The organism is Nocardia sp. NPDC050717, from assembly GCF_040654275.1.
In the GTDB taxonomy this organism is placed as follows: Bacteria; Actinomycetota; Actinomycetes; order Mycobacteriales; family Mycobacteriaceae; genus Nocardia.
Map to the genome: position 1 here is coordinate 798218 of NZ_JBFAHR010000001.1, position 21981 is coordinate 820198.

Annotated in this window: 22 protein-coding genes; 5 read left to right on the forward strand and 17 right to left on the reverse strand. The window is 68.9% G+C overall.

Annotated elements, in window-relative coordinates; translation table 11 throughout:
- Positions 1-15: 15 nt before the first annotated feature.
- The 7 genes from AB0H56_RS03715 to glpX all read right to left on the reverse strand — a co-directional run bounded on the left by AB0H56_RS03715 (position 16) and on the right by glpX (position 4859).
- A complete protein-coding gene (locus AB0H56_RS03715; protein ID WP_280304170.1) occupies positions 16-387 on the reverse strand; it encodes a HepT-like ribonuclease domain-containing protein in 372 nt (123 codons plus the stop codon).
- Positions 374-676, reverse strand: a complete 303-nt coding sequence (locus tag AB0H56_RS03720) for a nucleotidyltransferase family protein (RefSeq protein WP_357156677.1) — start codon at positions 674-676, stop codon at positions 374-376. Before AB0H56_RS03720 ends, AB0H56_RS03715 begins: the two co-directional genes overlap by 14 nt.
- Positions 677-1035: 359 nt before the next feature.
- The gene (locus AB0H56_RS03725) at positions 1036-1383 is read right to left on the reverse strand and encodes a hypothetical protein (RefSeq protein ID WP_357156679.1); all 348 of its coding nucleotides are present in this window, start codon (positions 1381-1383) and stop codon (positions 1036-1038) included.
- Between the two features lie 87 nt (positions 1384-1470).
- Positions 1471-1851 carry a hypothetical protein gene (locus AB0H56_RS03730; protein ID WP_357156681.1) on the reverse strand — a complete coding sequence of 127 codons (381 nt, stop codon included), beginning with the start codon at positions 1849-1851 and terminating at the stop codon, positions 1471-1473.
- Between the two features lie 23 nt (positions 1852-1874).
- Positions 1875-2399, reverse strand: a complete 525-nt coding sequence (locus AB0H56_RS03735; protein WP_357156683.1) for a hypothetical protein — start codon at positions 2397-2399, stop codon at positions 1875-1877.
- An 864-nt stretch (positions 2400-3263) separates the two neighbouring features.
- Entirely contained in the window at positions 3264-3716 is a 453-nt protein-coding gene (locus AB0H56_RS03740) for a hypothetical protein (protein WP_357156685.1), read from the reverse strand.
- Between the two features lie 99 nt (positions 3717-3815).
- Positions 3816-4859 carry a class II fructose-bisphosphatase gene (glpX, locus tag AB0H56_RS03745; RefSeq protein WP_110036666.1) on the reverse strand — a complete coding sequence of 348 codons (1044 nt, stop codon included), beginning with the start codon at positions 4857-4859 and terminating at the stop codon, positions 3816-3818.
- 125 nt (positions 4860-4984) lie between these two features.
- On the opposite strand from glpX, the gene AB0H56_RS03750 reads away from it, so the two are divergent.
- Positions 4985-5551 carry a DUF4245 domain-containing protein gene (locus AB0H56_RS03750; protein WP_110036897.1) on the forward strand — a complete coding sequence of 189 codons (567 nt, stop codon included), beginning with the start codon at positions 4985-4987 and terminating at the stop codon, positions 5549-5551.
- Between the two features lie 80 nt (positions 5552-5631).
- Positions 5632-5832 carry a hypothetical protein gene (locus tag AB0H56_RS03755; protein WP_357156688.1) on the forward strand — a complete coding sequence of 67 codons (201 nt, stop codon included), beginning with the start codon at positions 5632-5634 and terminating at the stop codon, positions 5830-5832.
- Positions 5833-5837: 5 nt separating this feature from the next.
- Here AB0H56_RS03755 and AB0H56_RS03760 read toward each other — a convergent pair whose 3' ends face one another.
- The 4 genes from AB0H56_RS03760 to AB0H56_RS03775 all read right to left on the reverse strand — a co-directional run bounded on the left by AB0H56_RS03760 (position 5838) and on the right by AB0H56_RS03775 (position 9593).
- The gene (locus tag AB0H56_RS03760; protein WP_357156690.1) at positions 5838-7283 is read right to left on the reverse strand and encodes an FAD-binding oxidoreductase; all 1446 of its coding nucleotides are present in this window, start codon (positions 7281-7283) and stop codon (positions 5838-5840) included.
- Between the two features lie 97 nt (positions 7284-7380).
- Entirely contained in the window at positions 7381-7623 is a 243-nt protein-coding gene (locus AB0H56_RS03765) for an exodeoxyribonuclease VII small subunit (RefSeq protein ID WP_233000613.1), read from the reverse strand.
- Between the two features lie 2 nt (positions 7624-7625).
- On the reverse strand, positions 7626-8918 hold the full coding sequence (gene xseA, locus AB0H56_RS03770) for an exodeoxyribonuclease VII large subunit (RefSeq protein ID WP_357156692.1): 1293 nt from the start codon (positions 8916-8918) through the stop codon (positions 7626-7628).
- An 84-nt stretch (positions 8919-9002) separates the two neighbouring features.
- On the reverse strand, positions 9003-9593 hold the full coding sequence (locus AB0H56_RS03775; protein ID WP_357156694.1) for a lipid droplet-associated protein: 591 nt from the start codon (positions 9591-9593) through the stop codon (positions 9003-9005).
- Positions 9594-9707: 114 nt separating this feature from the next.
- Here AB0H56_RS03775 and AB0H56_RS03780 point away from each other — a divergent pair, with 114 nt between their 5' ends.
- Positions 9708-10715, forward strand: coding sequence for a 4-hydroxy-3-methylbut-2-enyl diphosphate reductase (locus tag AB0H56_RS03780; protein ID WP_357156696.1), 1008 nt, complete (start codon positions 9708-9710; stop codon positions 10713-10715).
- Between the two features lie 49 nt (positions 10716-10764).
- Here the strand turns inward: AB0H56_RS03780 and AB0H56_RS03785 are convergent, their stop codons facing one another.
- Both AB0H56_RS03785 and AB0H56_RS03790 read right to left on the reverse strand, forming a co-directional pair.
- On the reverse strand, positions 10765-11646 hold the full coding sequence (locus AB0H56_RS03785) for a DUF6542 domain-containing protein (protein WP_357156698.1): 882 nt from the start codon (positions 11644-11646) through the stop codon (positions 10765-10767).
- Positions 11647-11696: 50 nt separating this feature from the next.
- The gene (locus tag AB0H56_RS03790) at positions 11697-12842 is read right to left on the reverse strand and encodes a DNA recombination protein RmuC (protein WP_357156700.1); all 1146 of its coding nucleotides are present in this window, start codon (positions 12840-12842) and stop codon (positions 11697-11699) included.
- A 123-nt stretch (positions 12843-12965) separates the two neighbouring features.
- Here AB0H56_RS03790 and AB0H56_RS03795 point away from each other — a divergent pair, with 123 nt between their 5' ends.
- Positions 12966-14153, forward strand: coding sequence for an exonuclease SbcCD subunit D (locus AB0H56_RS03795; RefSeq protein ID WP_357156702.1), 1188 nt, complete (start codon positions 12966-12968; stop codon positions 14151-14153).
- Positions 14154-14202: 49 nt separating this feature from the next.
- Positions 14203-18330, forward strand: coding sequence for an AAA family ATPase (locus AB0H56_RS03800; protein WP_357156704.1), 4128 nt, complete (start codon positions 14203-14205; stop codon positions 18328-18330).
- Positions 18331-18335: 5 nt separating this feature from the next.
- Here the strand turns inward: AB0H56_RS03800 and AB0H56_RS03805 are convergent, their stop codons facing one another.
- The 4 genes from AB0H56_RS03805 to AB0H56_RS03820 form a co-directional block, all read right to left on the reverse strand.
- The gene (locus AB0H56_RS03805; protein ID WP_357156706.1) at positions 18336-18944 is read right to left on the reverse strand and encodes a TetR family transcriptional regulator; all 609 of its coding nucleotides are present in this window, start codon (positions 18942-18944) and stop codon (positions 18336-18338) included.
- A 125-nt stretch (positions 18945-19069) separates the two neighbouring features.
- Complete coding sequence (locus tag AB0H56_RS03810; protein WP_357156708.1) at positions 19070-19711, reverse strand: hypothetical protein; 642 nt, start codon at positions 19709-19711, stop codon at positions 19070-19072.
- A 106-nt stretch (positions 19712-19817) separates the two neighbouring features.
- Positions 19818-20330, reverse strand: a complete 513-nt coding sequence (locus AB0H56_RS03815) for a methylated-DNA--[protein]-cysteine S-methyltransferase (RefSeq protein ID WP_357156710.1) — start codon at positions 20328-20330, stop codon at positions 19818-19820.
- A gap of 24 nt (positions 20331-20354) precedes the next feature.
- Positions 20355-21971 (reverse strand): Ada metal-binding domain-containing protein, encoded by a 1617-nt coding sequence (locus tag AB0H56_RS03820; RefSeq protein ID WP_357157850.1) that lies wholly within the window; start codon positions 21969-21971, stop codon positions 20355-20357.
- Between the last annotated feature and the right edge of the window lie 10 nt (positions 21972-21981).

Below are 21981 nucleotides of genomic sequence, written 5' to 3' on the forward strand. Positions count from 1 at the left end.
CTTCTGCGACAGGCTCTACAGCTCTGCCGCCACCTCGGGGTACTCGGTCGTGATCAAGCGATACACGGCCCGCTCGACGGAAGGGAGATCAACCTCGGCCACTTCGCGGACGATCTCCCAGTCGAGACTGAAGTAGGCGTGCACTGCGTGGTTGCGAAAGCCCCTGATCTGACGCCACGGAAGCTCGGACAGTTTTTCTCTGACGTCGTCGGTGACACACGAAGCTGCCTCCCCGATGACGAGGAGCTGGCGAAGCACAGCGTTTTGGAGGATCTCGTCCGTTGCCCAGTCGCCATCCCTTCCGTCGATCCAGCGGAGCACAGTTCGGGAGGCGATAACGATGTCAGCGAGGAATAAGGCGTTGCTGCGGCGATCACGCGGCGGCATACAGCACCCGGGCTTCGGCCAGGACGCGCTCACGGATCACTCTGTTGAGGCCGGCTTTCGGTACCAGGTCGACGGGTGTCCCCAGCAGTTCGGTCAACCGATCGGCGAGCTCGAAGAACGCCAGACCACGCACCGCATGAGGACCGCGAACGTAGAGCAGGTCGACGTCACTCGACTCGGTGTCGTCACCACGAGCGACCGAGCCGAAGACCGCGAGCTCTGTGACGCCGTACTCGGCACACAGCTCGCGTATCGCCGGAAGGAGGGGGATCAGCTCCTCACGCTTCATACCGCCATGATGTCAAATCCGGACGGTAGATGCACCAGGCGCAAACAGGATTCCTGCACCTCGGGCGGGTCGATCGTGGTCCTGCATGCCATCGCCGGTCTGCCACCCGGTCGATCGTTTGGAGTACGCGCCAGAGACCGGGACCCGATGACCAGATCAACTCCGCTCTCCAGGACGTGGCGATGGCCGGGCGGGTTCGCCGGTCACGATATGGAGCCAGTGAAGGGCTGAGCATCCAGCAGGCACAACGAGATCTGAAAGTCTTGGCCCAACGCGGCATCTTGAAATCTGTCGGCCGAACGCCGACTGGCCTGATGGGTCCATATCGTTTCAGCTTATAGAAGGAACTCTAAGGCGATTCAGTTCTGTCGGTCTATCAGCAATGAATCAACGATTCGCACGGGATACAACCCCAGCGTCAGCTCACCGACTAGTCCATGGCCACCGGTGTGTATCGAAATAAAGCCACGTTCATCCGCGACTATCGCTTGCACCGACTCGCGGCTTATGTCGAAAATGCACGCCCCGTCTCGAATCCAGCGTATGCGTGCATCGCGATAGAGTGGATTGTACTGCAATACTACCGATTCGCCATTATCGAGGGGTATCCGCACCTCGGTCGCTTCATCTGTTGAAGTCGTCACGTCAGCACCGAAAGACTCGATCAACTGGGCATGATTGGGTTGGTCAAATTCTCCCGATGTCACCAATGTTCTCGTATCTGAAGCTGTCCAGGGTTTGGTGGTGCTGGAAGTTTATGAACATTAGCATCTGGTGGGGTCATATCGTCAGCGTTATCCAATGTTTCGCTTGGCGTCCTGCCGACCGAACATTCGCATCCAATGCAGGATCTCGGAGGTCTCGAGGTCTGCGAGCAAGAAGGTGCAATAGCGGCCGGGACCGGAGATGGAGATCATGCTCAGATGTTCGCGTTCGCAGGTGTCGAGGAAATCGACCAGGTCTTGCGTCATCGCAAGTAGTGACATGTCACCTCCGGTGTACCGGAGTCGACGGCGGTAAGTCCTGAGCAAGCTGTCGACGAATGTTCTTCCTGCACGTATCGTAGTCGCATTTCGAATCTTTGGGATCAGCGACTGGTCGGCGATACCTCGCGCCACCGCAGCCTCAACAAGATCTTCCAACCGCTGTCGATCCATCGATTGCGGCACCTCCATCCATGAGCGAGTACTCGCCCGCCTCACTGTTCCAAGTCGCTCGAAGCCTTCCACGCGCTTGCCGCCTCCGTCCGTAGCGGTTCGACCAGCGATGCACCTGCGACGTATAGTGCCCACACCAACTCTTCATGGGGAATGTGTCCCTCGCCCTGGGTGTCGATCCATACGGCCGCTCCACCTGGAAAACGAGTGAGGTCCCACCAGATCCATGCGCGAAGGTCGGAGTCGAAGCAATAGATCCATTCTTCCTTGTCCCAGGGATCACCCTTTCCCACTTCTGCATAGCTGTTTGCCCCAGACCGGCTAGGCGTGTCCGATAAATCTTGAAACCATTCAGGCAAGAGGGAAGTTGATACCTCCTCTTCCGCCTCGAAGTCTGCGCTAACAGAAATTTCTACAGCCTTGCCAATCAGCCCCCTGAGTCTTTGGGAGTAGGCTTCATATGCAACAGAGGGATGGACAACGAGCAAGCCTAGTGTGGCGGTCGGCTCGGCGGTCGGGCTGACTCTGGTGCGCGCCAACTCATTCGAAGTTTCATTCTTACTCAAGGATGCTCCAGTCATATGACTCTGGCCCGCGGTCGCTCGCCATGATCTGGCTCTGTCAGATGTTGGTTGGGAAAATCTGGATCTGAGCAGGGGAGATGAACGCTCTTCGTGCTGAATCCCTATCTGGCGCAGGGAATCTTGAGTCCAGGAGCACAATTCCGGGTTCGAGGTCCAGAGCCGCGGCCCCGTCGTCGAATACCAAGAGCATGCCGCAGACGATCAGGCGACCCTCGACTACTGATATGCCCTTTCGGAGGTGCGTCGCCAGAGGGGCTGCCGTCCTGGACGATATGCAGCTCAGGGGAATCGTCATCGACCTCGAGCTCGACGTCACAGGATTGTCCACTTCTGACGATGCTGCGCCCACGCCAAACCACGGGCCATTCTCCCGTGGCCGATCGGACAATCCCACGGACTCCCGGAACCAGGTCGGTGACAGCAGTGACCAGCATCGGACACCTAGCCGTCGGCCGCATAGGGGAGCTTGACGCGAGCGCTTGACATCATTACCTCATATGCCTTCTGAATGCTGGTCATACGGTTCAGCAGCTCGTCCGTCGCAAGCAGCGCCTCGTCGACATCGCGCGCATTCAACAGGTCCCGGACCTCGCGAAGATCCGATACGAGAATGCTCAGCGTGTCCCCCTGGATGAGCAGCCCGGGGAATCGGCGCCCTCCCATTTGATCAGGGAGTAGTCGCCTGGTGTGCCCAGCAATTCAGCTGAGTGATTCATGTGGTCCGCCGTTCGGATGTATCGGCCAGGTGTAGAGATGCATCCCCACTTTTATCGCGGATGTTTCCGTGCCCCGAAATGCAGCTCTCCTCGATGTGGTTCACTCTCCAGTTTGGTGTCATACCACTGGTTAAGGTGAGAGTGTCTTGTAGAAACCGAGAATTCGATACTCATCTTCGAAGGTTGCGGCGACGGATCCTTCGTCATAGGCAACAAGGTCCAGGTAGTCGCCGAAATGCTTTCGGAGCGACTCGATCCACGCATCGCCAGTGATCAGACATTCGATGAATGGAAAATTCTCCATTGCAGTCGAACACCAGAAGTTGCTTCTGATTCCCGCACTGGCGAACAATGTTCGGTACCAGTCCGTGACTTCATGCTCATCCGCTGAATCCGCGATAGTGAGATCCGGAGCATGTGACGACCGGTTGAACTCACGGAGAGCATTCTGGGCAGCGGGAGAGAAGGATTCTCGCGCCCGGTGACCATTGACAAGAATGCCATGTAGGTCGTCGGTCAACTGCCTCAACTTCTCCTTCTCGCGGTGAAGAAGAAGCTTCTTTCGCAGATGTTCGCCAGCCATTTCCTCCCGTTCCGGACGCTGTGCGAGCCACGTTAGCGAAGCGCTAGGTGGTCGGCAACGCGGAAGGCCGCGCACCGAAGGGGTGCGCGGCCCGGGGCGTCAGGGGAGGGGCGGGTTGGCGGAATCGTCGCCGTCGAAGTCCACCGAGGAGTACTCGCGGAGCTTGGTGAGGCGGTGGTAGGCGTCGATCATGCGGACGGTGCCGGACTTGGAGCGCATCACGATGGACTGGGTGGAGGCGCCGCCGCCGAAGTAGCGGACGCCGCGCAGCAGGTCACCGTCGGTGACGCCGGTGGCGCAGAAGAAGACGTTCTCGCCGGCGACGAGGTCGGTGGTGGACAGGACGCGGTCCAGGTCGTGGCCTGCGTCGATGGCCTTCTGGCGCTCCTCGTCGTCCTTGGGGGCGAGCATGCCCTGCAACTCGCCGCCGAGGCAGCGCAGCGCGGCGGCGGCGATGATGCCCTCGGGGGTGCCGCCGATGCCGACCAGGATGTCGACGCCGGACTCGGGGCGGGCGGCGGCGATGGCGCCTGCCACGTCGCCGTCGGAGATGAGCCGGATGCGGGCGCCCGCGTCGCGGGTCTGCTGGATGATGTCGGCGTGGCGGGGGCGGTCTAGGATACAGACCGTGAGGTCGGACACCGAGGACTGCTTGGCCTTGGCGACGCGGCGGATGTTCTCGCCGATCGGGGCGGTGATGTCGATCGAACCGGCGGCGTCGGGGCCGACGGCGATCTTGTGCATGTAGAACACGGCCGAGGGATCGAACATCGCGCCGCGCTCGGCGACCGCGAGCACCGAGATGGCGCCGGGGGAGCCCTTCGACATCAGCGTGGTGCCGTCGATCGGGTCGACCGCGAAGTCGACCTCGGGACCGGTGCCGTCACCGACCGCCTCGCCGTTGTAGAGCATCGGCGCTTCGTCCTTCTCGCCCTCGCCGATGACGACGACGCCGCGCATGGACACGGAGCTGACGAGCTGACGCATGGCGTCGACGGCGGCGCCGTCCCCGCCTTCCTTGTCACCACGGCCGACCCAACGGCCCGCTGCCATCGCTCCTGCCTCGGTGACACGCACCAGTTCCAGCGCGAGGTTACGGTCGGGTGCCTCGCGGCGGCTGGGGGCGGGCGATGATGCCGTCATTGCGGAGTGCCTCCTTGGCGTTGGTGTACGGGGGCAATTGTCGCATTACGAATCGGCACGGTCGTGCACGACTCCTGCGATGCCCCGTGGACGCCCCGGTCCGGCCCGAGTGGATACTGGTAGCCGTGGCCCAGCAGAAACACCGGATCTTCAACGACTACCGCGACCTGTTCTGGTCGCTGATCCCGTTGGTGCTGATCGCGGTGGTGCTGGCGGGCGCGGCGAGCCAGTGCACGGTGGCGACCAATGGTCCGACCCAGGGGCAGATCCCGCATTTCGACGCCGACGCCGCCCTGAAGTCCGACGCGAAGTCGCTGCCGTTCCCGATCCGCAAGCCGGAGCTGCCGCAGGGCTGGGTCTCGAACTCGGGCAGCCGCGACACGGTCGTCGCCGCGGGCGGCGGGCCGGTCAGCACGGTCGGCTACATCACCCCGCAGGGCACCTACATGCGGTACTCGCAGTCATCGGCCACCGAGGAATCGCTGGCCAGGCACGTGCTCGGCTCGCGCTACGCGACCGGGACCCAGGACGTCGCCGGGCAGAAGTGGGTGCTCTACACCGATCCCACCGAGGAAGCGGCCTGGATCGCCGACCTGGGTGGCGTGCGGGTCCTGATCACCGGCGCGGGTAACGAGGCGGCGTTCACCACGCTGGCCGAGGCGGTCACCACCGCGACCCCGCTGGCCAAGTAGTCCAGCCCGCAGAACTGGCGGGTTCCTTCGGCCGGCGACGGCGCCTAACGTCGCGGTCAGCGTCGTCCGGAGGAGTTCGCATGAAGAAGACCATCGCCGTCCTGGCCGTGACGGCCGCCGCCCTGCTCGCACCCGCCGGTGTCGCCACCGCGGCGGCGCTGGAGGCCGCCCCCGTGGCGAGTGTCGACGAGGCGCTGTGCCGATTGATCCAGATGCTGAAGGCCGGATACGTGGACAGTTCCGGTGGCGGGCCGTGCGGCCTCGCCTCCGGCTCGGCCTAGGGCCGTCACCTGTCAGAGCCGGTCAACCGATAGGACCAGCCGTTGTTGGGCAGAGCGGTCGACAGGAGGAGATCGCCGGCGACGGCGTCGTCGAGCTTGCCCTGGGCGAGCAGGCCGTAGGGATCGAATTCCTGTTTGAAGCTCGCCTCCTTCGGCCCCCACGGCTTCATGCCGCCAGCGCCGAGCACCGGGGTGTGCGGACTGGCGATCGACAGTCCGGCGGCTTGCAGCCGCTCGGTGACCTCCGCCAGGTGCGCGCGGCCCTGAAAAGCGAAGACCGGCGACCCCTGACAGGACAGACCGCCGTCGATCCGCTTCATCTCCACATGTAGCGGACCGAGGTCGGCGAACTCGCGGTGCACCCGCACGATCGACTCGTAGAGATCACCGGTCGGGTACAACGCCATCAGCCCGACGAGGTTCTCGTCGTGCCGCTGATAGTGCAGCAGCGAATGGCCCCAGGTGAATTCGTACAGCGGAACGCCGTAGGCGCCCTTGCCCTCCAGACAGCGATAGCGGACCTGCCCACCGTTCGCGCGTACCAGATCCTCCACCTCGGTCACCGACTGCACGGCCACCATCACCAGCGCCATCGACTCGCCGTCGGGCACCAGGCCGGACAGGCCGGAGAAGTAGCGCGGTAGCGGGTGCGCGTGCGGGGACACCACCTTCTTGAGCACGCCGTCGCTGTGGCAGACGTCGACCGAGAAGCGGGCCGCCTGCTCGAATTCCGGGAACGAGATCACCAGCTCGTGCCACTCCCAGGCAGGCGCGACCGGCAGTTCGACCTCGGTGATGATGCCGTTGGCGCCGTAGGCGTGGTGCACGCTGTTGACATCGCGACCGCGCACCTCGATCAGACGCGGATGCTCTTCCACCGTCATCACTTCCAGCGCGGTGATATTGCCGGTGTCGCGCAGGATGCCCCACTGACAGCTGCCGACACCGGCGTGCCCGCCCGCGATGTAGCCGCCGATGGTGGCCTTCTGCGCGGACGACGGATGCATGCGCAGTTCCCAGCCGGACGGACGGATCGCCGCGTCGATATCGGCGACCACGGTGCCGGTGCGCGCGCGGACGGTGGTCGGCAGCCGACGGCCACGGACGCCGTGCCAGCCGATGACCCCGGCCAGCGCGGTGACATCGATCACCGCGCCCCCGTTCAGCGGCACACCCTGGCCGAACTGCCCGGAGCCCGCGCCGCGCACGGTGATCGGGACGCGGTGCCGGGCGCAGGCCGCGACCGCGGAGCGCAGCTCGTCCTTGTCGCGCGGGGCGATGAAGATCTCGGCGTTGCGGCCGCGCAGCAGGTCACGCAGCATCGGGTTCTGGACGAACCGATCGCGGCTCTTGGTGCGCAGCCTGCGGGTGTCGGTGGAATGGGCGATCGCGCCCAGTTCCGCGCACAGTCGGGCGATCGCCCCGGCCTCCCGGTCGACGAGAACTGGCACGGCGCCTCCACGACTGCTCGATATCCGACGGCACCAGCGTGCCCGGCCGGTGTTTCGGCGTCGTAAAGGCGGAATTGGCCCCGGGTAACGGGGCCGGTCAGTCCTCGGTGGGTTCGGCGTGCGACAGGGCCGCCTCGACCCGTTGCCGCGCACCGGCCAGGTGCTGCTCGCAGCGGGTGGCCAGCGCCTCGCCGCGCTCCCACAGGGCCAGCGAGTCGTCGAGGTCGAGGCCGCCCTGCTCGAGCATCTTGACCACGTTCACGAGTTCGTCGCGCGCGCGTTCGTAGCCGAAACCGGCGATCTCGGCGAGGGTGTCGGTGTCGGAACCGGCGTCGGGCACGGTCAATTCCCCTTGTCGTCGGTGGCGGGTGTCAGGCGCTGGGTGCCGAGCGCGGCGGCGCTCACCGCGCCGTCGGCCACCCGGATGCGGAGCTGGCTGCCCGCGGGCGCGTCGTCGATGGTGCGGACGACGTGCCGTTCGGGACCGGCCACGCGTTGCACGACAGCGTAACCACGCGCCAGCGTGGCGGCGGGACCCACGGCGGTGAGCTTCTCGCGCAGGTGCGCGGCGGCGGTCGACTCGGTGCGCAGCGTCTGCTCGACGGTGCGCCGGGCCGCCAGCCGCAGCCGCTCCACCTCCTCGTGCCGATGCCGCAGCTCACGCAGCGGGTCGGCGAGGACCGGGCGCGAGCGCAATTGGGCGATGATGTGGGTCTCCCGCTGCACCCAGCCGCGCAGCGCGGCGGCCGAGCGGGCGCGCATCTCGCGCACCCCCGCGAGTTCGGCGGCGGCGTCGGGGACGATCCGTTTGGCGGCGTCGGTCGGGGTCGCGGCGCGCAGGTCGGCGACGAGATCGCTCAGCGGTGAGTCGGGTTCGTGGCCGATCGCGCTGACGATCGGCGTGGTCGCGGCCGCGATGGCGCGGCACAGCGCCTCGTCGGAGAACGCGAGCAGGTCCTCGGTGCTGCCGCCGCCGCGGGCGAGCACGATCACGTCGACGGTCGGGTCGCGGTCGAGCGCGGCCAGGGCCTCCAGCATCTGCGGCACCGCGGTCGGGCCCTGGGTGGCGGTGTTCTTGACGACGAAACGCACTGCGGGCCAACGGCTCTGGGCGACACTGAGCACATCGCGTTCGGCGGCGCTCGCCCGTCCGGTGATCAGCCCGACGGTGCCGGGCAGGAACGGCAGCGGCCGCTTGCGCCGCTCGTCGAACAGGCCCTCCGCCGCCAGCAGGGCCTTGAGCCGTTCGATGCGCGCGAGCAGTTCGCCGATGCCGACCGGGCGGATCTCGGTGACCCGCAGCGACAGCGTGCCGCGCCCGGTGAAGAACTGCAGCTTGCCGTAGACCACCACCCGGCTGCCCTCGGTGAGCGGAACGGGGCTGCGCCGCAACAACTCCGGATCGCACGTCACCGACAGCGACATGTCCGCGGAGGTGTCACGCAGGACCAGGAACGCCGTGCGCGTGCCGGGACGCAGATTGATCTGGGTGACCTGCCCCTCCACCCACACGCTGCCGAGCCGATCGATCCACTGCGCCACCTTCACCGCGACCGAGCGCACCGGCCACGGCTGATCCGCCGAACTGCCCGGTGCGCCGGCCTGCGCGGCAGCGCCGGAGCCGTCCTCAGTCATGCCTGTAGGTATACGCGGCGGTACCGACACAAACAAAAGTGACCGCAACCGGCGGCGATTGCGGTCACTTCGTGACGGGGGAGGCTACTGGGCCTGAACGGTGGCGATCCGGTTGGTCAGCATGGTGACGAACGGCGCGCGGGCGCGGGTCTGCTGCTCGAAGGCCAGCAGCTGCGCCAGCTCCTCGACGGTCAGCATCCGCAGCCGGGCACGCAGCTGGGCCAGCGTCATCGACGGGTAGTCGTAGCGGATGGCGACCTCGGGGGCCTGCACCTCCGCCGGCTCGGCGGCGGGCTCCTCGGCCTCGTCCTCGAGCACCAGCAGCGACGCGGGCGCCGCCTTGCCGTTGTGCTGCTCGACCGCCGCGTCCTCGGTGTACAGGTCGAAGCGGCTGGCGTGGCCGTTGGTGGCCGCCGCGGGCTCGGGCGCGAGATCCTCGTCGAAGGTGGCCCACTCCGGCTGTTCCTGCGGAGCGGAACCGAGACGTTCGAAGACGAGATCGCCCTTGAGCGCGAGACTGGTCACGAACTGCTGCACGTGCATGGTGGTCTGCAGCACGCGGCTGATCGCGGTGATCGGGAAATTGACCGCGGCGACGGGTAACCGCCTGGTCTCTTCTAAGGCATAGACCGCGGCGCCTGCGGCGACCCTGGCCAGGAACGGAGGACGGAACATGGTCCCAGCCTGCCGCAATTCGCGTGTGATGCAAAGGTCCACACCGCCGTGATGTGACCTATGCCCCTTGATCCGCCCCGATAGCGTCCATCCGGCGCACGTAAGCTGTGGGGCATGACCTCGGCAATCCCCTTGAACGTCGGTATCGCGCGCTCACCTGGCGCGTCCGCTGCCGGTGGCAAGCGCGTGCTGCTGGCCGAGCCGCGCGGCTACTGCGCAGGCGTCGATCGTGCGGTCGAGACGGTGGAGAAGGCGCTGGAGAAGCACGGCGCCCCCATCTATGTCCGCAAGGAGATCGTGCACAACCGGCACGTGGTGGAGACGCTACGGGAGCGCGGCGTGATCTTCGTCGACGAGACCGACGAGGTGCCGGAAGGCGCGCTCGTCGTGTTCTCCGCGCACGGCGTCGCGCCGATCGTGCACGAGACCGCCGCCGAACGGAACCTGCGCACCATCGACGCGACCTGCCCGCTGGTCACCAAGGTGCACCAGGAAGCCAAGCGCTTCGCCCGCGACGACTACGACATCCTGCTCATCGGCCACGAGGGCCACGAGGAAGTCGAGGGCACGGCGGGCGAGGCGCCCGAACACGTGCAGCTGGTCGACGGGCCCGACTCGGTGGACAAGGTGACCGTCCGCGACCCGTCGAAGGTGATCTGGCTGTCGCAGACCACGCTCTCGGTCGACGAGACCATGGAGACGGTGAACCGGCTGCGCGAGCGCTTCCCGACGCTGCAGGATCCGCCCAGCGACGACATCTGCTACGCCACCTCCAACCGCCAGACCGCGGTGAAGGCGATGGCGCCCGAATGCGATCTGGTGATCGTGGTCGGCTCGCGCAACTCGTCGAACTCGGTGCGGCTGGTCGAGGTGGCCCTCGGCGCGGGCGCTCGCGCCGCCTACTTGGTCGACTACGCCCGCGAGGTCGACCTGGCCTGGCTCGACGGGGTCCAGACCATCGGCATCACCTCGGGCGCTTCGGTGCCGGAGATCCTGGTGACCGGTGTGCTCGACCTGCTCGCCGAGCACGGCTTCGGCGAGGTGCAGCCGGTGACCACGGCCAACGAGACCCTGGTGTTCGCACTGCCGCGCGAGCTGCGCGCCTCGCGGCGCAACGCCTGACCCACCGACGAAGAATCCCCGTCGCGATCGCGACGGGGATCTGTCGTCTTCACACGGTGTCGGGCCTGCGGCGCTCGGTGCGGCCGGTGTCGGCGCGGTCGCGGTAGCGCACGTTGGGCTGCGGGTGCGGCGGCGCGTCCGGGCGACGGCGTGGCGTGCGCACCGGCTCCGGCTCGCGCGGGGCGGCCGCCCTGCCGCCGCGTGGGGCGCGGGCGGCGGCGGGTGCGCGCCGTGGCTCGGCGGCGGCTGCGCGCTTGGACTCGGCGGCCGGGGCGCGCTTGGGATCGGCCGCGGGCGCGCGCTTGGGCTGGCGCTGCGGGCGGCGGGCCGGGCTGGCCATGTCCACGGCGGTGTCGAGGTCGTCCAGGACGGCGGCGCCGCGGCGACCGCGCCCGCGCCCGGTGTCGGCGAGATCGGCGGCGGTCCGGCGCCGCCGGGTGGGCTTGCGTTCGCTCCTGCGCTCCGCGCGGCGCTCGGCGGAGGCGGTGGCGGGGGCCCGCTTGGCGATCGCGATCCTGGCGCCGCCGATCGCGAGCACGAGCACGGTGGCCAGCATCATCGTGGGGAAGCGCTCCACCAGCGGGATGACCAGGTTCATCAGCACGTCTTTGATGGAGGTGGTCGCGCGGCCACCCAGCATCTGGCAGGCCACCGGCACCGCGACGAACAGCAGCAGCGGCGGGAGCACCATGGCCGAGAACAGGCCGCGGAAGCGCACCGCGCAGACGGCGAGCACACAGCCGAGCACGTACAGCGCCGAGAAGGTGCCGGTCGGGTAGGTCTCACCACCGAGCGCGTCGATCAGGAACCCCAGCAGCGTCATGCCGGCGGCGAGCGCAATCGCGGCCCAGGCGGGGATGCCGGGCACCGAGGGCACGATCGAACGTTGCGGCGCGGGCACCCGGGGTCGCGCACGTTGGGAAGCAGCCACCCTATGACACTAACCGCACATCGCTCCCGCAGGTGTTACGGCACGGGATCTCAAAGTCGATCCTCGGCGTCGGCGAACGCGACGACGCGCGGTCTGGTCTCGGTCAGCCGGATTGCCGGAAGCTCCTGATCGGCGATCCCGAGATCGTGCATCCGGCGTGCGGTGACCAGCACCCGCGACTCCACCGAGCCGACCGTCGCGTTGAAAGCGGCAACGGCCTTACCGAGATTCACGCCGAGGTTGTCCAGATGCTCGGCCACCTTGCCGACCCGGGTGTAGAGCTCCTTGCCCAATTGCTGCACCGTTGCCATGTCGCGGGTCAGCGCTTCCTGGCGCCAGCTGAACGCGACGGTGCGCAACAGGGCGATCAGCGTGGTGGGAGTCGCGAGGATCACGTTCCGGCCGAACGCGTACTCGAGCAGACCCGCGTCGGTGGTGAGCGCGGCGTCGAGAAACGGGTCGCCCGGCACGAACAGGACGACGAACTCCGGCGCCGGGTCGAACGCCGTCCAATAGGCCTTGTCGGCGAGCTGGTCGACATGGGCGCGCAGGTGCTTGGCGTGCCGGGCCAGCAGTCGCTCGCGCGCGGTGGGATCGTCGGTGGTCGCGGCGTCCAGATAGGCGGTGAACGGGACTTTCGCGTCGACCACGATGTGCCGTCCGCCCGCCAGCCGGACCACCAGGTCGGGCCGAACGCCGCGCTCGTCGCCGCCGGAGCGGTGCACTTGGGTGTCGAAATCACAGTGCCGCGTCATGCCCGCCAGCTCGACCACGCGTTCCAGCTGGATCTCGCCCCAGCGCCCGCGGACCTGCGGCGCGCGCAGCGCCGCGACCAGCTGACCGGTCTGGTCGGAGAGCTGATGCGAGGTGCGCTGCATCCCCGCGACCTGCTCGCGGAGACTGGAGTAGGCGTCGATCCGGTGGTGCTCGACCTGGCGGATGTGCTGTTCCAGCGCGCCGACCGCATCGCGCAACGGGTCGACCAGCGCGCCGACCGCGGCCGAATGCCTGCGCGCCGCGTCCTCGTTCGCCGCCTGCAGGGAGCGCTGCAGCAACCGCTGATTGTCGTCGGCAGCGGCGAGCCTGGCCTCCGCCACGGCGGCCCGTTGCCCGCCGCGGGCGGAATGGCCCAACCAGCCGAGACCGAATCCGGCGGCGAATACCAGGACGAGCGCGACGAGCATCGAGGCGGTCATAGCGGCGATAGTGCCCCAGAGCACCGACAAACTCGCAATCGCCGGGCAACCCGGGCGTGGTGCGCGACACCCGCGAAGTGCGTCGATTGAATTCTGTCGGTGGTGTGGCCTAAGTTTCGCGGCATGCGGATCCTGCACACCTCCGACTGGCACATCGGGCGCACCTTCCACGGTGTCGACCTCCTTGCCGATCAGGCACGGGTGCTGGCCGCGATCGCCGAGCTGGTCGCGGCCGAATCCGTCGACGTGGTCGTCGTTCCCGGCGATGTCTACGACCGGTCCATACCGAACGCCGACGCCATCGCGGTCTGCAACAGCGGTTTCGAGGCGATCAGGGCCGCGGGCGCGCGGATCGTCGCCACCTCGGGCAATCACGATTCCCCCGCCCGGCTCGGCGCGGGCGCCAGTTTCGCCGCGGCGGGCGGGCTGCACCTGTGCACTCGGGTGGCCGACGCCGATCGGCCGGTCCTGCTGCCCGACGCGCACGGCGACGTGGCCTTCTACGGGATCCCCTACCTGGAACCGGAGATCACCCGCGTCGAACTCGGGGTGCCGCAGGCCCGTTCGCACGCGGAGATCCTCGACGCCGCGATGAGCCGCATCCGCGCCGATCTCGCGGCCAGGCCTGGCACGCGTTCGGTGGTGCTGGCCCACGCGTTCGTCGTCGGCGGGGAGGCCACCGGCTCGGAGCGGTCCATCTCGGTCGGCGGGGTGGAGACGGTGCCGATGTCGTCGTTCGACGGCATCGACTACGTGGCCCTCGGTCACCTGCACTCACCGCAGACGCTGTCGGAGTCGGTGCGCTACAGCGGTTCTCCGCTGCCGTACTCGTTCGCCGAGAACTCCCACCGCAAGGCGGTCTGGATTCTCGACCTCGACGCCGAAGGGCTGGGCAAGGTGCGCAGGCACGAGCTGCCGCTGGTGCGCGGATTGAGCAGGCTCACCGGCACTCTCGACGAACTACTCGCCGACGCCGGATTCGCCGAGGCCGAACAGCATTACGTCTCTGCCACTCTCACCGACAGCGCGCGCCCGGTGGACCCGATGCGTAAGCTGCGCGAGCGGTTCCCGCACGCGGTTCACGTGGAATGGGCGCGCCCGGAAGGCAATCCGGAGCTGCGCTATCGCGAGCGGGTGCACGGCCGCCGTGATGTGGAGGTGGCGGCGAGCTTCCTGACCGACGTGCGCGGCGCACCGACCGAGGGGGAGATGACATGGGTGGAGCGGGCGCTCGCCGCCGCGGTCCGCGAATCCGACGCGGCCCGTGTGTCCCCCGCGTCCGACACCGACCTGACGGAAGCGATCGCGTGAGCGCCCCGCACGGTGGATCCGGGCGGGTACAGATCGACGGCGGTGCGGCGTGAGGCTGCACCGGCTGGAGATGGTCGCGTTCGGCCCGTTCGCCGAGGCCACCGTCGTCGATTTCGACGCGCTCGGCACCGATGGGCTGTTCCTGCTGCACGGGCACACCGGCGCGGGCAAGACCACCGTGCTCGACGCGATCGCGTTCGCCCTCTACGGCCGTGTTCCCGGCGCGCGGGGCGAGACCAAGCGGCTGCACTCCGACCACGCCGACCCGCAGACCCCGCCGCTGGTCACCCTGGAGGCGACACTGGGCGGTCGGCACCTGCGGCTCACCCGCAGCCCGGCCTTCGAACGACCGAGCCTGCGCGACAGCGGCAAGACCCGCGAGGTCCAGGCCAAGGCCACCCTCGAGTGGCTCGACGGGTCGGGCGAGAATCTGTCGCGGATCACCGACGTGGGTGAGGAGGTGTTGCGGCTGCTCGGCATGAGCGCCGAGCAGTTCTTCCAGGTGGTGTTGCTGCCGCAGGGCGATTTCGCCAGGTTCCTCTGCGCCGAGAACGAAGAACGCGAGAAGCTGCTCGAAAAGCTCTTCGACACCCAGCGTTTCGGTACGGCGGAGCAGTGGCTCGCCGATCGCCGCCGCGCCGCCGCCGCCGAGCTGGACACCCGCAAACAGGGCATCGATCGATTGATCACCAAGGTCGGCATGGCCGCCGGCTACGGCGGCGCCGAGTCGATCGGCGTGGCCGATGCGGTGACCTGGTCGCAGGAGCTGCTGGCGAAGGCGCGCACCGAACTGGCCGAGGCGAACACGAACGCCGAACTGCGCCACAAGGAGTCGGCCGAGGCGCGCACCGAGGCGGAGGAGCAGCGGCGCGTCGCCGAACTGCACGCCAGGATGACGGCCGCCCGCGCGGAACTCGCCGCCCACGCCGCAGGCGCGGCGCGCCGCGCTGAACTGGCGAACGAACTCGACCAGGCGCGCCGCGCGGAGCCGGTCGTCCAGGCGATCGACGAGGCGCGTTCGGTCGTGCGCCAGCTGCGCCGCGCCGAGACCGCCACCCGAGCGGTCGCCGGTGACCTGGCGGCACAACTCAGCGTCGACGAGGCCGCGGACATCGCGGGCGTCGACCTGCTGCGGATCGTGTACGAGGACCAGGTGGCCGATCTCGCCGCGGGCGAGCAGCAGCCCGATTCGCCGGGCCCACGTGACCCCGACGGCACGCAGTCCGTGGAGGACACGCGGTGCGTGGGTGACGCGTCTTCTTCGCACGACACGCGGAGTCCACGCGATTCGGATACGGCTCGATTGTCCGATGCGGGTGCGCCTCGTTCGCGGAGATCCCCTGCGGGACAAGGTCGATCGACAGCCGATCGGGTGGTTCGTGAGGTCGAGGGCGATCTCGATGCCGCGGTGAGTCAGTGGAACGCGCAGCTCGGTGTGCTCGGTGATGTGCGGGTGGAGGTCGACCTCGCGGTACAGCTGGGTGCCGATCTCGCGGCGCACGAATCGGAGGCGGCCCGGCTCGGCGAGCAAGCGGGCGCGCTGGCGCGACGGCGGGGCGAGCTGCCCGCCGCCATCGCCGCCGCGGGGGAGCAACTGCGGGAGGCCACGGATGCGGCCGCCGCCCTGCCGGGGCTGCGGACCGAGCTGGGCAAGTGGCAGGAGTCGGCGGCAGCCGCGGTCGAATTGGCCAGGCAGCGACCGGCTCTGGATCGGGCGCGGGCAGAGTTCGATGCCGCGCGCGCGACCCATCTCGACGCGCGGGAACGAGTCCTCGACCTGCGCAAGCGGCGCCTGGCCGGCATGGCCGCCGAACTCGCGGGCGCGCTCGCCGAGGGCGCGCCGTGCGCGGTGTGCGGGTCCGCCGAGCATCCCGAGCCCGCGCGGCCGACCGACGATGCCGTCTCGAAGGACGCCGAAGACGCCGCCACCGCCGACGAACGGGCCGCCGAGGCCGCGCGCGACCGGATCGCCGAGCGGATCGGCACACTCGAACGCGAGATCGAGGCGCTCACCGCGCGGGGTGGCGACGCCGACCCGGTGGTCCTGGCCGACGCCGTCCGCACCGCCACCCACCGTTTCGACGACGCCGCCGAAACGGCGGACCGCGTCCCGGCGCTGACGACCGGCCTCGAAACGCTGCGCGCCGAGGAAACGGCGCTGCACGAGCGGTCCCGCGACCTCGACGCCCGCCTCGGCACCGTCACCGCGAACATCGCCACGACCCGTGCCCGCCTCGACGAACTCACCCTCCGTCTGCGCACCGCCGCGGGCGCCGACCACACCGTCGACGCCCGCACCGCCCGCCTCGAATCCCTGATCGCGGCCGCCACCGCGCTGCGCACGGCCCGCACCGACGAATCCGCCGCCCGCGAGGCCGTCCGCCAGATCGCCACCCGCGTGGAAAACCTGGCCCGCACAGCTGGTTTCGTGCCGGAAGGCTACGAACGTGCGGACAGCCTGGTAGGCACACCCCCCGCGACCGAGGCGCAGGACGCTACGACTGCCACACCCACGGTCGCCGCGGACGCACGTGCCGGCGAGGCAACCCCCGCGAGCGGTGATGCGGCCTCCGCGCCCACCGCCGACACCGCTCCGGCCGGCAGACATTCCGGCGACGTAGCGGCCTCGCATGGCGGCACGACCGGTGAAACCGCGGCGCGCACGTCCACCGGAACTCCGGCCGACGGACGTTCCGGCGACGTAGTGGTCTCGCATGGCGGCACGGCCGGGGGAGTCGCGGCGGGCACGTCCACCGGAACTCCGGCCGCTGAGAACAGCAGCGCGCCAAGGGCCGGTGAGCCTTCCGCCGCTGGACGCTCCACCGCCGACAGCGAGTCCGGTACGCGAACCGAAGAGGGTTCGGCGACAGACGTGCTCGGCGTTTCGCAGTCGCCGATGGGCCGTTCCTCTACAAGCGGTTCGCTCCGTGCCGACGCCGAAAGAGCCTCGGCGGCAGACGTGTCCGGCCTTGGTGAGCAGTCTTCCGACAGTCGCGCGTCGGCTGACGAAGACTCCGAAGCGCTCGACACATCTCCCGGCGATGGCCTGGCCGCGAGGAAGACCAGCGCCACGGCTTCCGCCGAAGCCGCCGGCGACTCCGAAGCACTCGCTGGCGATTCGGCCGCGACGAAAGCCGGGGGACCGGACGGAGCCGACGGCGTGCCGAAGCCTCGGTCTGGGCGAGGTGCGCGCACCGTTCGGGTGGAGCCCGAGATGCCCACTCTCTTCGACCTTTTCGACGAGGAACCGCTCGACGACGAACCGGAACCCGAGGCCGAACCCGTGCCCCCGCGCGATGACATCGCGCTGCTCACCGCGTACGCCAAGGTCGTCACCGCGCTGGCACGCACCGCGCGGCAACAGGCGGCGCTCGAGGCCGAGCTCACCGCGGCGGACCGGGCGCGTGCCCATGCCGAGGCGGTGCTGGCGGAACCGGGGATCCGCGCGGTCGCCGAGCAGACGCCCGGCGACCTCGACGCGATGGAGCAGCGGTTCGCGCAGGCGCAGCAGGCCCTGACCGCGGCGGTGGCCGCGCAGTCGGCGGCGACGGAGCGGGTGGCCCAGCTCGAACAGCTCGGCACCCAGTTGTGGGCCGAGGTCGAGCGGATCGCGCCCAAGCAGCGTGACTTCGACGAACTGGCCACGCTCGCCGAGGTGGTCGCCGGGCGCGGCGAGAACAACCGCCGGATGTCGTTGCGCTCCTATGTGCTCGCCGCGCGGCTCGAGGAGGTCGCGGTCGCGGGTTCGCTGCGGTTGCGTCGGATGTCGGGCGGCCGTTACGAATTCGTCCACTCGGACAAGGCGGGCCCGCGCGGCAGGCGCGGCGGCCTCGGCCTCGATGTCCTCGACGACTACACCGGCGCGGTCCGCTCCGCCAAGACCCTCTCCGGCGGCGAGACCTTCATGGCCTCGCTGGCGCTGGCCCTCGGCCTGGCCGATGTCGTGGCGGCCGAGAGCGGCGGCCTGGTCCTGGACACGCTGTTCATCGACGAGGGCTTCGGCAGTCTCGACGCCGACACCCTCGACGCGGTGATGGGCGTTCTCGACGAACTCCGCGCGGGCGGTCGCGTGGTCGGGGTGGTCAGTCACGTCGACGAGATGCGCCAGCGGATTCCGAGCCGCCTGCATGTCGTCCGCGGTCGCACGGGCTCGCACCTGAAAGCCACGGTCGCCTGACCCGGCTACTCCGGCGTCCGAAATGCGTGCAGGGCGGGTGCGACCCAGGTGGTGAGGTACGCGCGGAGTTCGGCACCGTGCCGGGGCGGCCGTCCCGGATCGAGAACGAACGATTGGACGATGCGCAGCATGTGCTCGACCAGCTCGTCGAGCCGAGCGCTGTCGATTCCGGCGCCGTCCCAGTCGACGGCGAAGCGCTCGAGGATCGACCGGCCGAAGGCTTGTGCGGTGTCGGACGTGACGCCCGCCGAGAGGGTGCCCGCGCGTCCCGGAGTCAGCAGGAGGCCGAGATACCGATCCTCGGGCAGACATTCGAGGGTGTAGGCGATGCCTTCGACCACCGCGGCGGCCGGGTCCGGGATCTGGTCGAGATGGGCGGCGAGCACATCGAGAAATCGCCCGGTCTCGGCCAGCGCGGTGGCGGCCAGCAGCGCGTCGGCGTTGGCGAAGTAGCGGTAGACCGTCTGCCGCGTGACACCGAGGTCCCGGGCGATCTCGGCCATGGTGAACTCCCCGCCGGAACGCTGGACGGCAGTGCGGGCGGCAGCCAGAATCCGCTCGCGCGCTTCGTCGTCATCCCCCGGAGTGGTGCCCGACCATCCGTGCGTCCGCATCCGGCCCCTCCTCTGAACGATGATGCCAGCCGACCCTAGCTGGCCCTGGACCGGCGGGAGTGCGTCGCGCGGCAACTGTCGAGTCGGTGCGGGCGGGCGTATGGCGAGGCCGGCAGCTCTGTAATTCAGGTCGTCGGCTCCGGTACCTGGTCGGCACTCGGCGTGCGGTCGGCGGGCTGCTCGAACCCGGGCAGCCACCCGTCGAGGTACGGGATCATCAGCTGGATCAGTGGACCGATGCCGAAGGCGTAGACGAGGGTGCCGATGCCGACGCTGCCGCCGAGCAGCCAGCCGGTGGTCAGCACGGTGGCCTCGATGCCGGTGCGCACCGACCAGACCGGCCATCCGGTGCGGGCGACCAGTCCAGTCATCAGGCCATCGCGGGGGCCTGGACCCATTCCGGCGCCGATGTAGAGCACGGTGGCGGCAGCGTTGACGACGACCGCGACGACCATCGCCAGCACCCGCAGCCACATCGCCTCGGCAGTCGGGATCAGCCACAACCCCACGTCCACCGCGATGGCGATCACGACGACGTTGCTGATCGTGCCGAGCCCGGGGCGCTGCCGCAGCGGGATCCACGCGAGCAGGACGGCGACGCCGGTCAGCGCCGTCACCGCGCCGAAACTCAGCGGGACGTGCGCGGCGACGCCCTGATGGAAGACGTCCCACGGATCGAGCCCGAGCCCGGCCCGGATCATCACCGCCATCGACGTCCCGTACAACCAGAGACCGACGTAGAGCGCGACCAGGCGACGAGTGAGCATGGATCTCAGGATCCGCAAAACTGGACCCGAGCGAAAGAGCCAGCTGTCCATTACTGGCCTGGTACCCGCTGTGGCGCCAGTCGACAGTCCGCGCGCCAGTGGATATCTACCCCTCGTGGTCGAGCAACCACCGCTTCACCGGCAGCCCCCAGCGAAATCCGCCGAGCGCCCCACCGATGCGCAACACCCGGTGGCACGGCACGAACAAGGCCGCCGCATTGCGCGCACAGGCATTGGCGGCCGCCCGCGTCGCCGCGGGCCGACCGGACAGGCCGGCGAACTCGGTATAGGTCACCGGTTCGCCCGCGGGCACCTTGCGCAGCACGTCCCACGCGTGGAGCAGGAACTCGCCCGAGTGCTGACGGACCGGAATCGCGTCGATGGCGGTCAGGTCACCGGCGTGATAGTCGAGGATCGCGCGCGTGACGGCGCCGAGCGAAGCCCGCTGACGCAGGTCACCCGGCCGCAGCGAGGGGTGGACGACGCGAGTCAATTCGCCGGGCTCGGCGGTCCAGCCCGAGGCCAAGACCGCGCCGTCGGCGTCGACGATCGCCGTGAACGGGCCGATCAACGTATCGACGGTCGCGACGTCGGCGAGTCGAGTCGTGGTGGAGGTCATGGTGATTCGCTTCCGGGGAGAGGGTCAGGCGGGGAGGGCGCCGCGCTGGACGAGCGCGATCTTCCACAGGTGCATCGAGAGGTAAGAACGCCACGGCGCCCAGCGCGCGGAATCCGCGAGGTCGATCCCGGCGTGTGCCGCACCCTGGCGCACCACCAGATCGGTGCCGAGCAGGATGTCGGGATCGGCCAGCGAGCGCATGGTGACGTAGTCGGCCGTCCACGGGCCGACGCCGTCCAGCGCGAGCAGATCGCGGCGCAGGTCGGCGGCGGTGCGTCCGGCGTGCATCACCACCTCGCCGTCCGCGATGGCACGAGCCGCGGACACGATGGCCGCGACGCGGCGGGCCGGTCCGGTCAGTACCTCGGCACCGTGCTCGGCGACCGCCTCGGGCGTCGGGAACAGCACCGCTCCGTCCACCCGCTCACCGAGCGCTTCGACCAGCCTCGCGGTGTGTGTGGCGGCTGCCCGTACCGAGATCTGTTGCCCGATCATGGTGCGCAACAACAACTCCGGTCCATCGAGGCATCCGGGAACCCTGATCCCCGGCGTGCACCCCGGTACGGGATCAAGCGTTCGGTGCGCACGGACGATGGCGGGCAAGCCCGGAGACGAGGCCGGCGCGGCAATACCCGGCGCGGGTTGCGCCGAATCGCCGGATCGGGCGGCCTGCACCTCTGAGGCCACGTGCTGCCCAGCCTCCTCTGTGTCGTCAGCTCGGTTACCGGAAAGCGCGGCTGGCTGGACGCACCGAATCCCCAGCCCCTCATCGATTCCCACCGGATCGGCGTCCAGATCCAGCAGATGGCGCACCCGCGCCACCGTCGGCGCCAGGTCACGCATGTCCCGCAGCGCCAGCTCGGCCCGCACGTGACCAGGCTGGAACGACAGCCGAACAGTGGCGTGCCCGTGCGGAGTTCGCAGAGCGCGCGTGTACACGCCGTCCTCCCACAGCTCCAGCCCCGGCACCGTGTGCGACGACAGGAACCAGGCGAGCCAGCCGGTGTCGAGCGGCTCGCGATAGGGAAGGCGCAGGGTCAGAACCCCTGGTGTCGCGGGCGCGACGACATCGGCGCGCGAGGATCGCCGCGTCTCGGTGCGCATCGCGGTCGGGCTCACCGCGAACACCTCGCGCACGGTGTCGTTGAACTGGCGAATGCTGGTGAAGCCGGCCGCGAACGCGATGTCCGACATCGACATGTCGGTGGTCTGGATGAGCAGCCGCGCGGTGTGCGCGCGATGGGCCCTGGCCAGTGCGAGCGGACCGGCGCCGAGTTCGGTGGTGAGCACCCGCGTGAGCTGCCGCGGCGAATAGCCCAGCGTCGCCGCCAGCGCGGGCACGCCACCGCGCTCGATCACCCCGTCACCGATCAGCCGCATGGCCCGCGCGGCCAGATCGGCGCGCACGTTCCACAGCGGCGAGCCGGGCGCGGCATCGGGCAGACAGCGACGACAGGCCCGGTATCCCGCCTGCTGCGCCGCGGCAGCCGTGGGCAGGAACGACACATTGGCGCGCTTGGGGGTGATGGCGGGACAGGAGGGACGGCAGTAGATCCCGGTCGTGCGCACCGCCGTGAAGAACTGTCCGTCGAACCGGGAGTCCCTGGTGGAAACCGCCCGGTAGCAGCGCTCGAAGTCCATCGCGGTGATC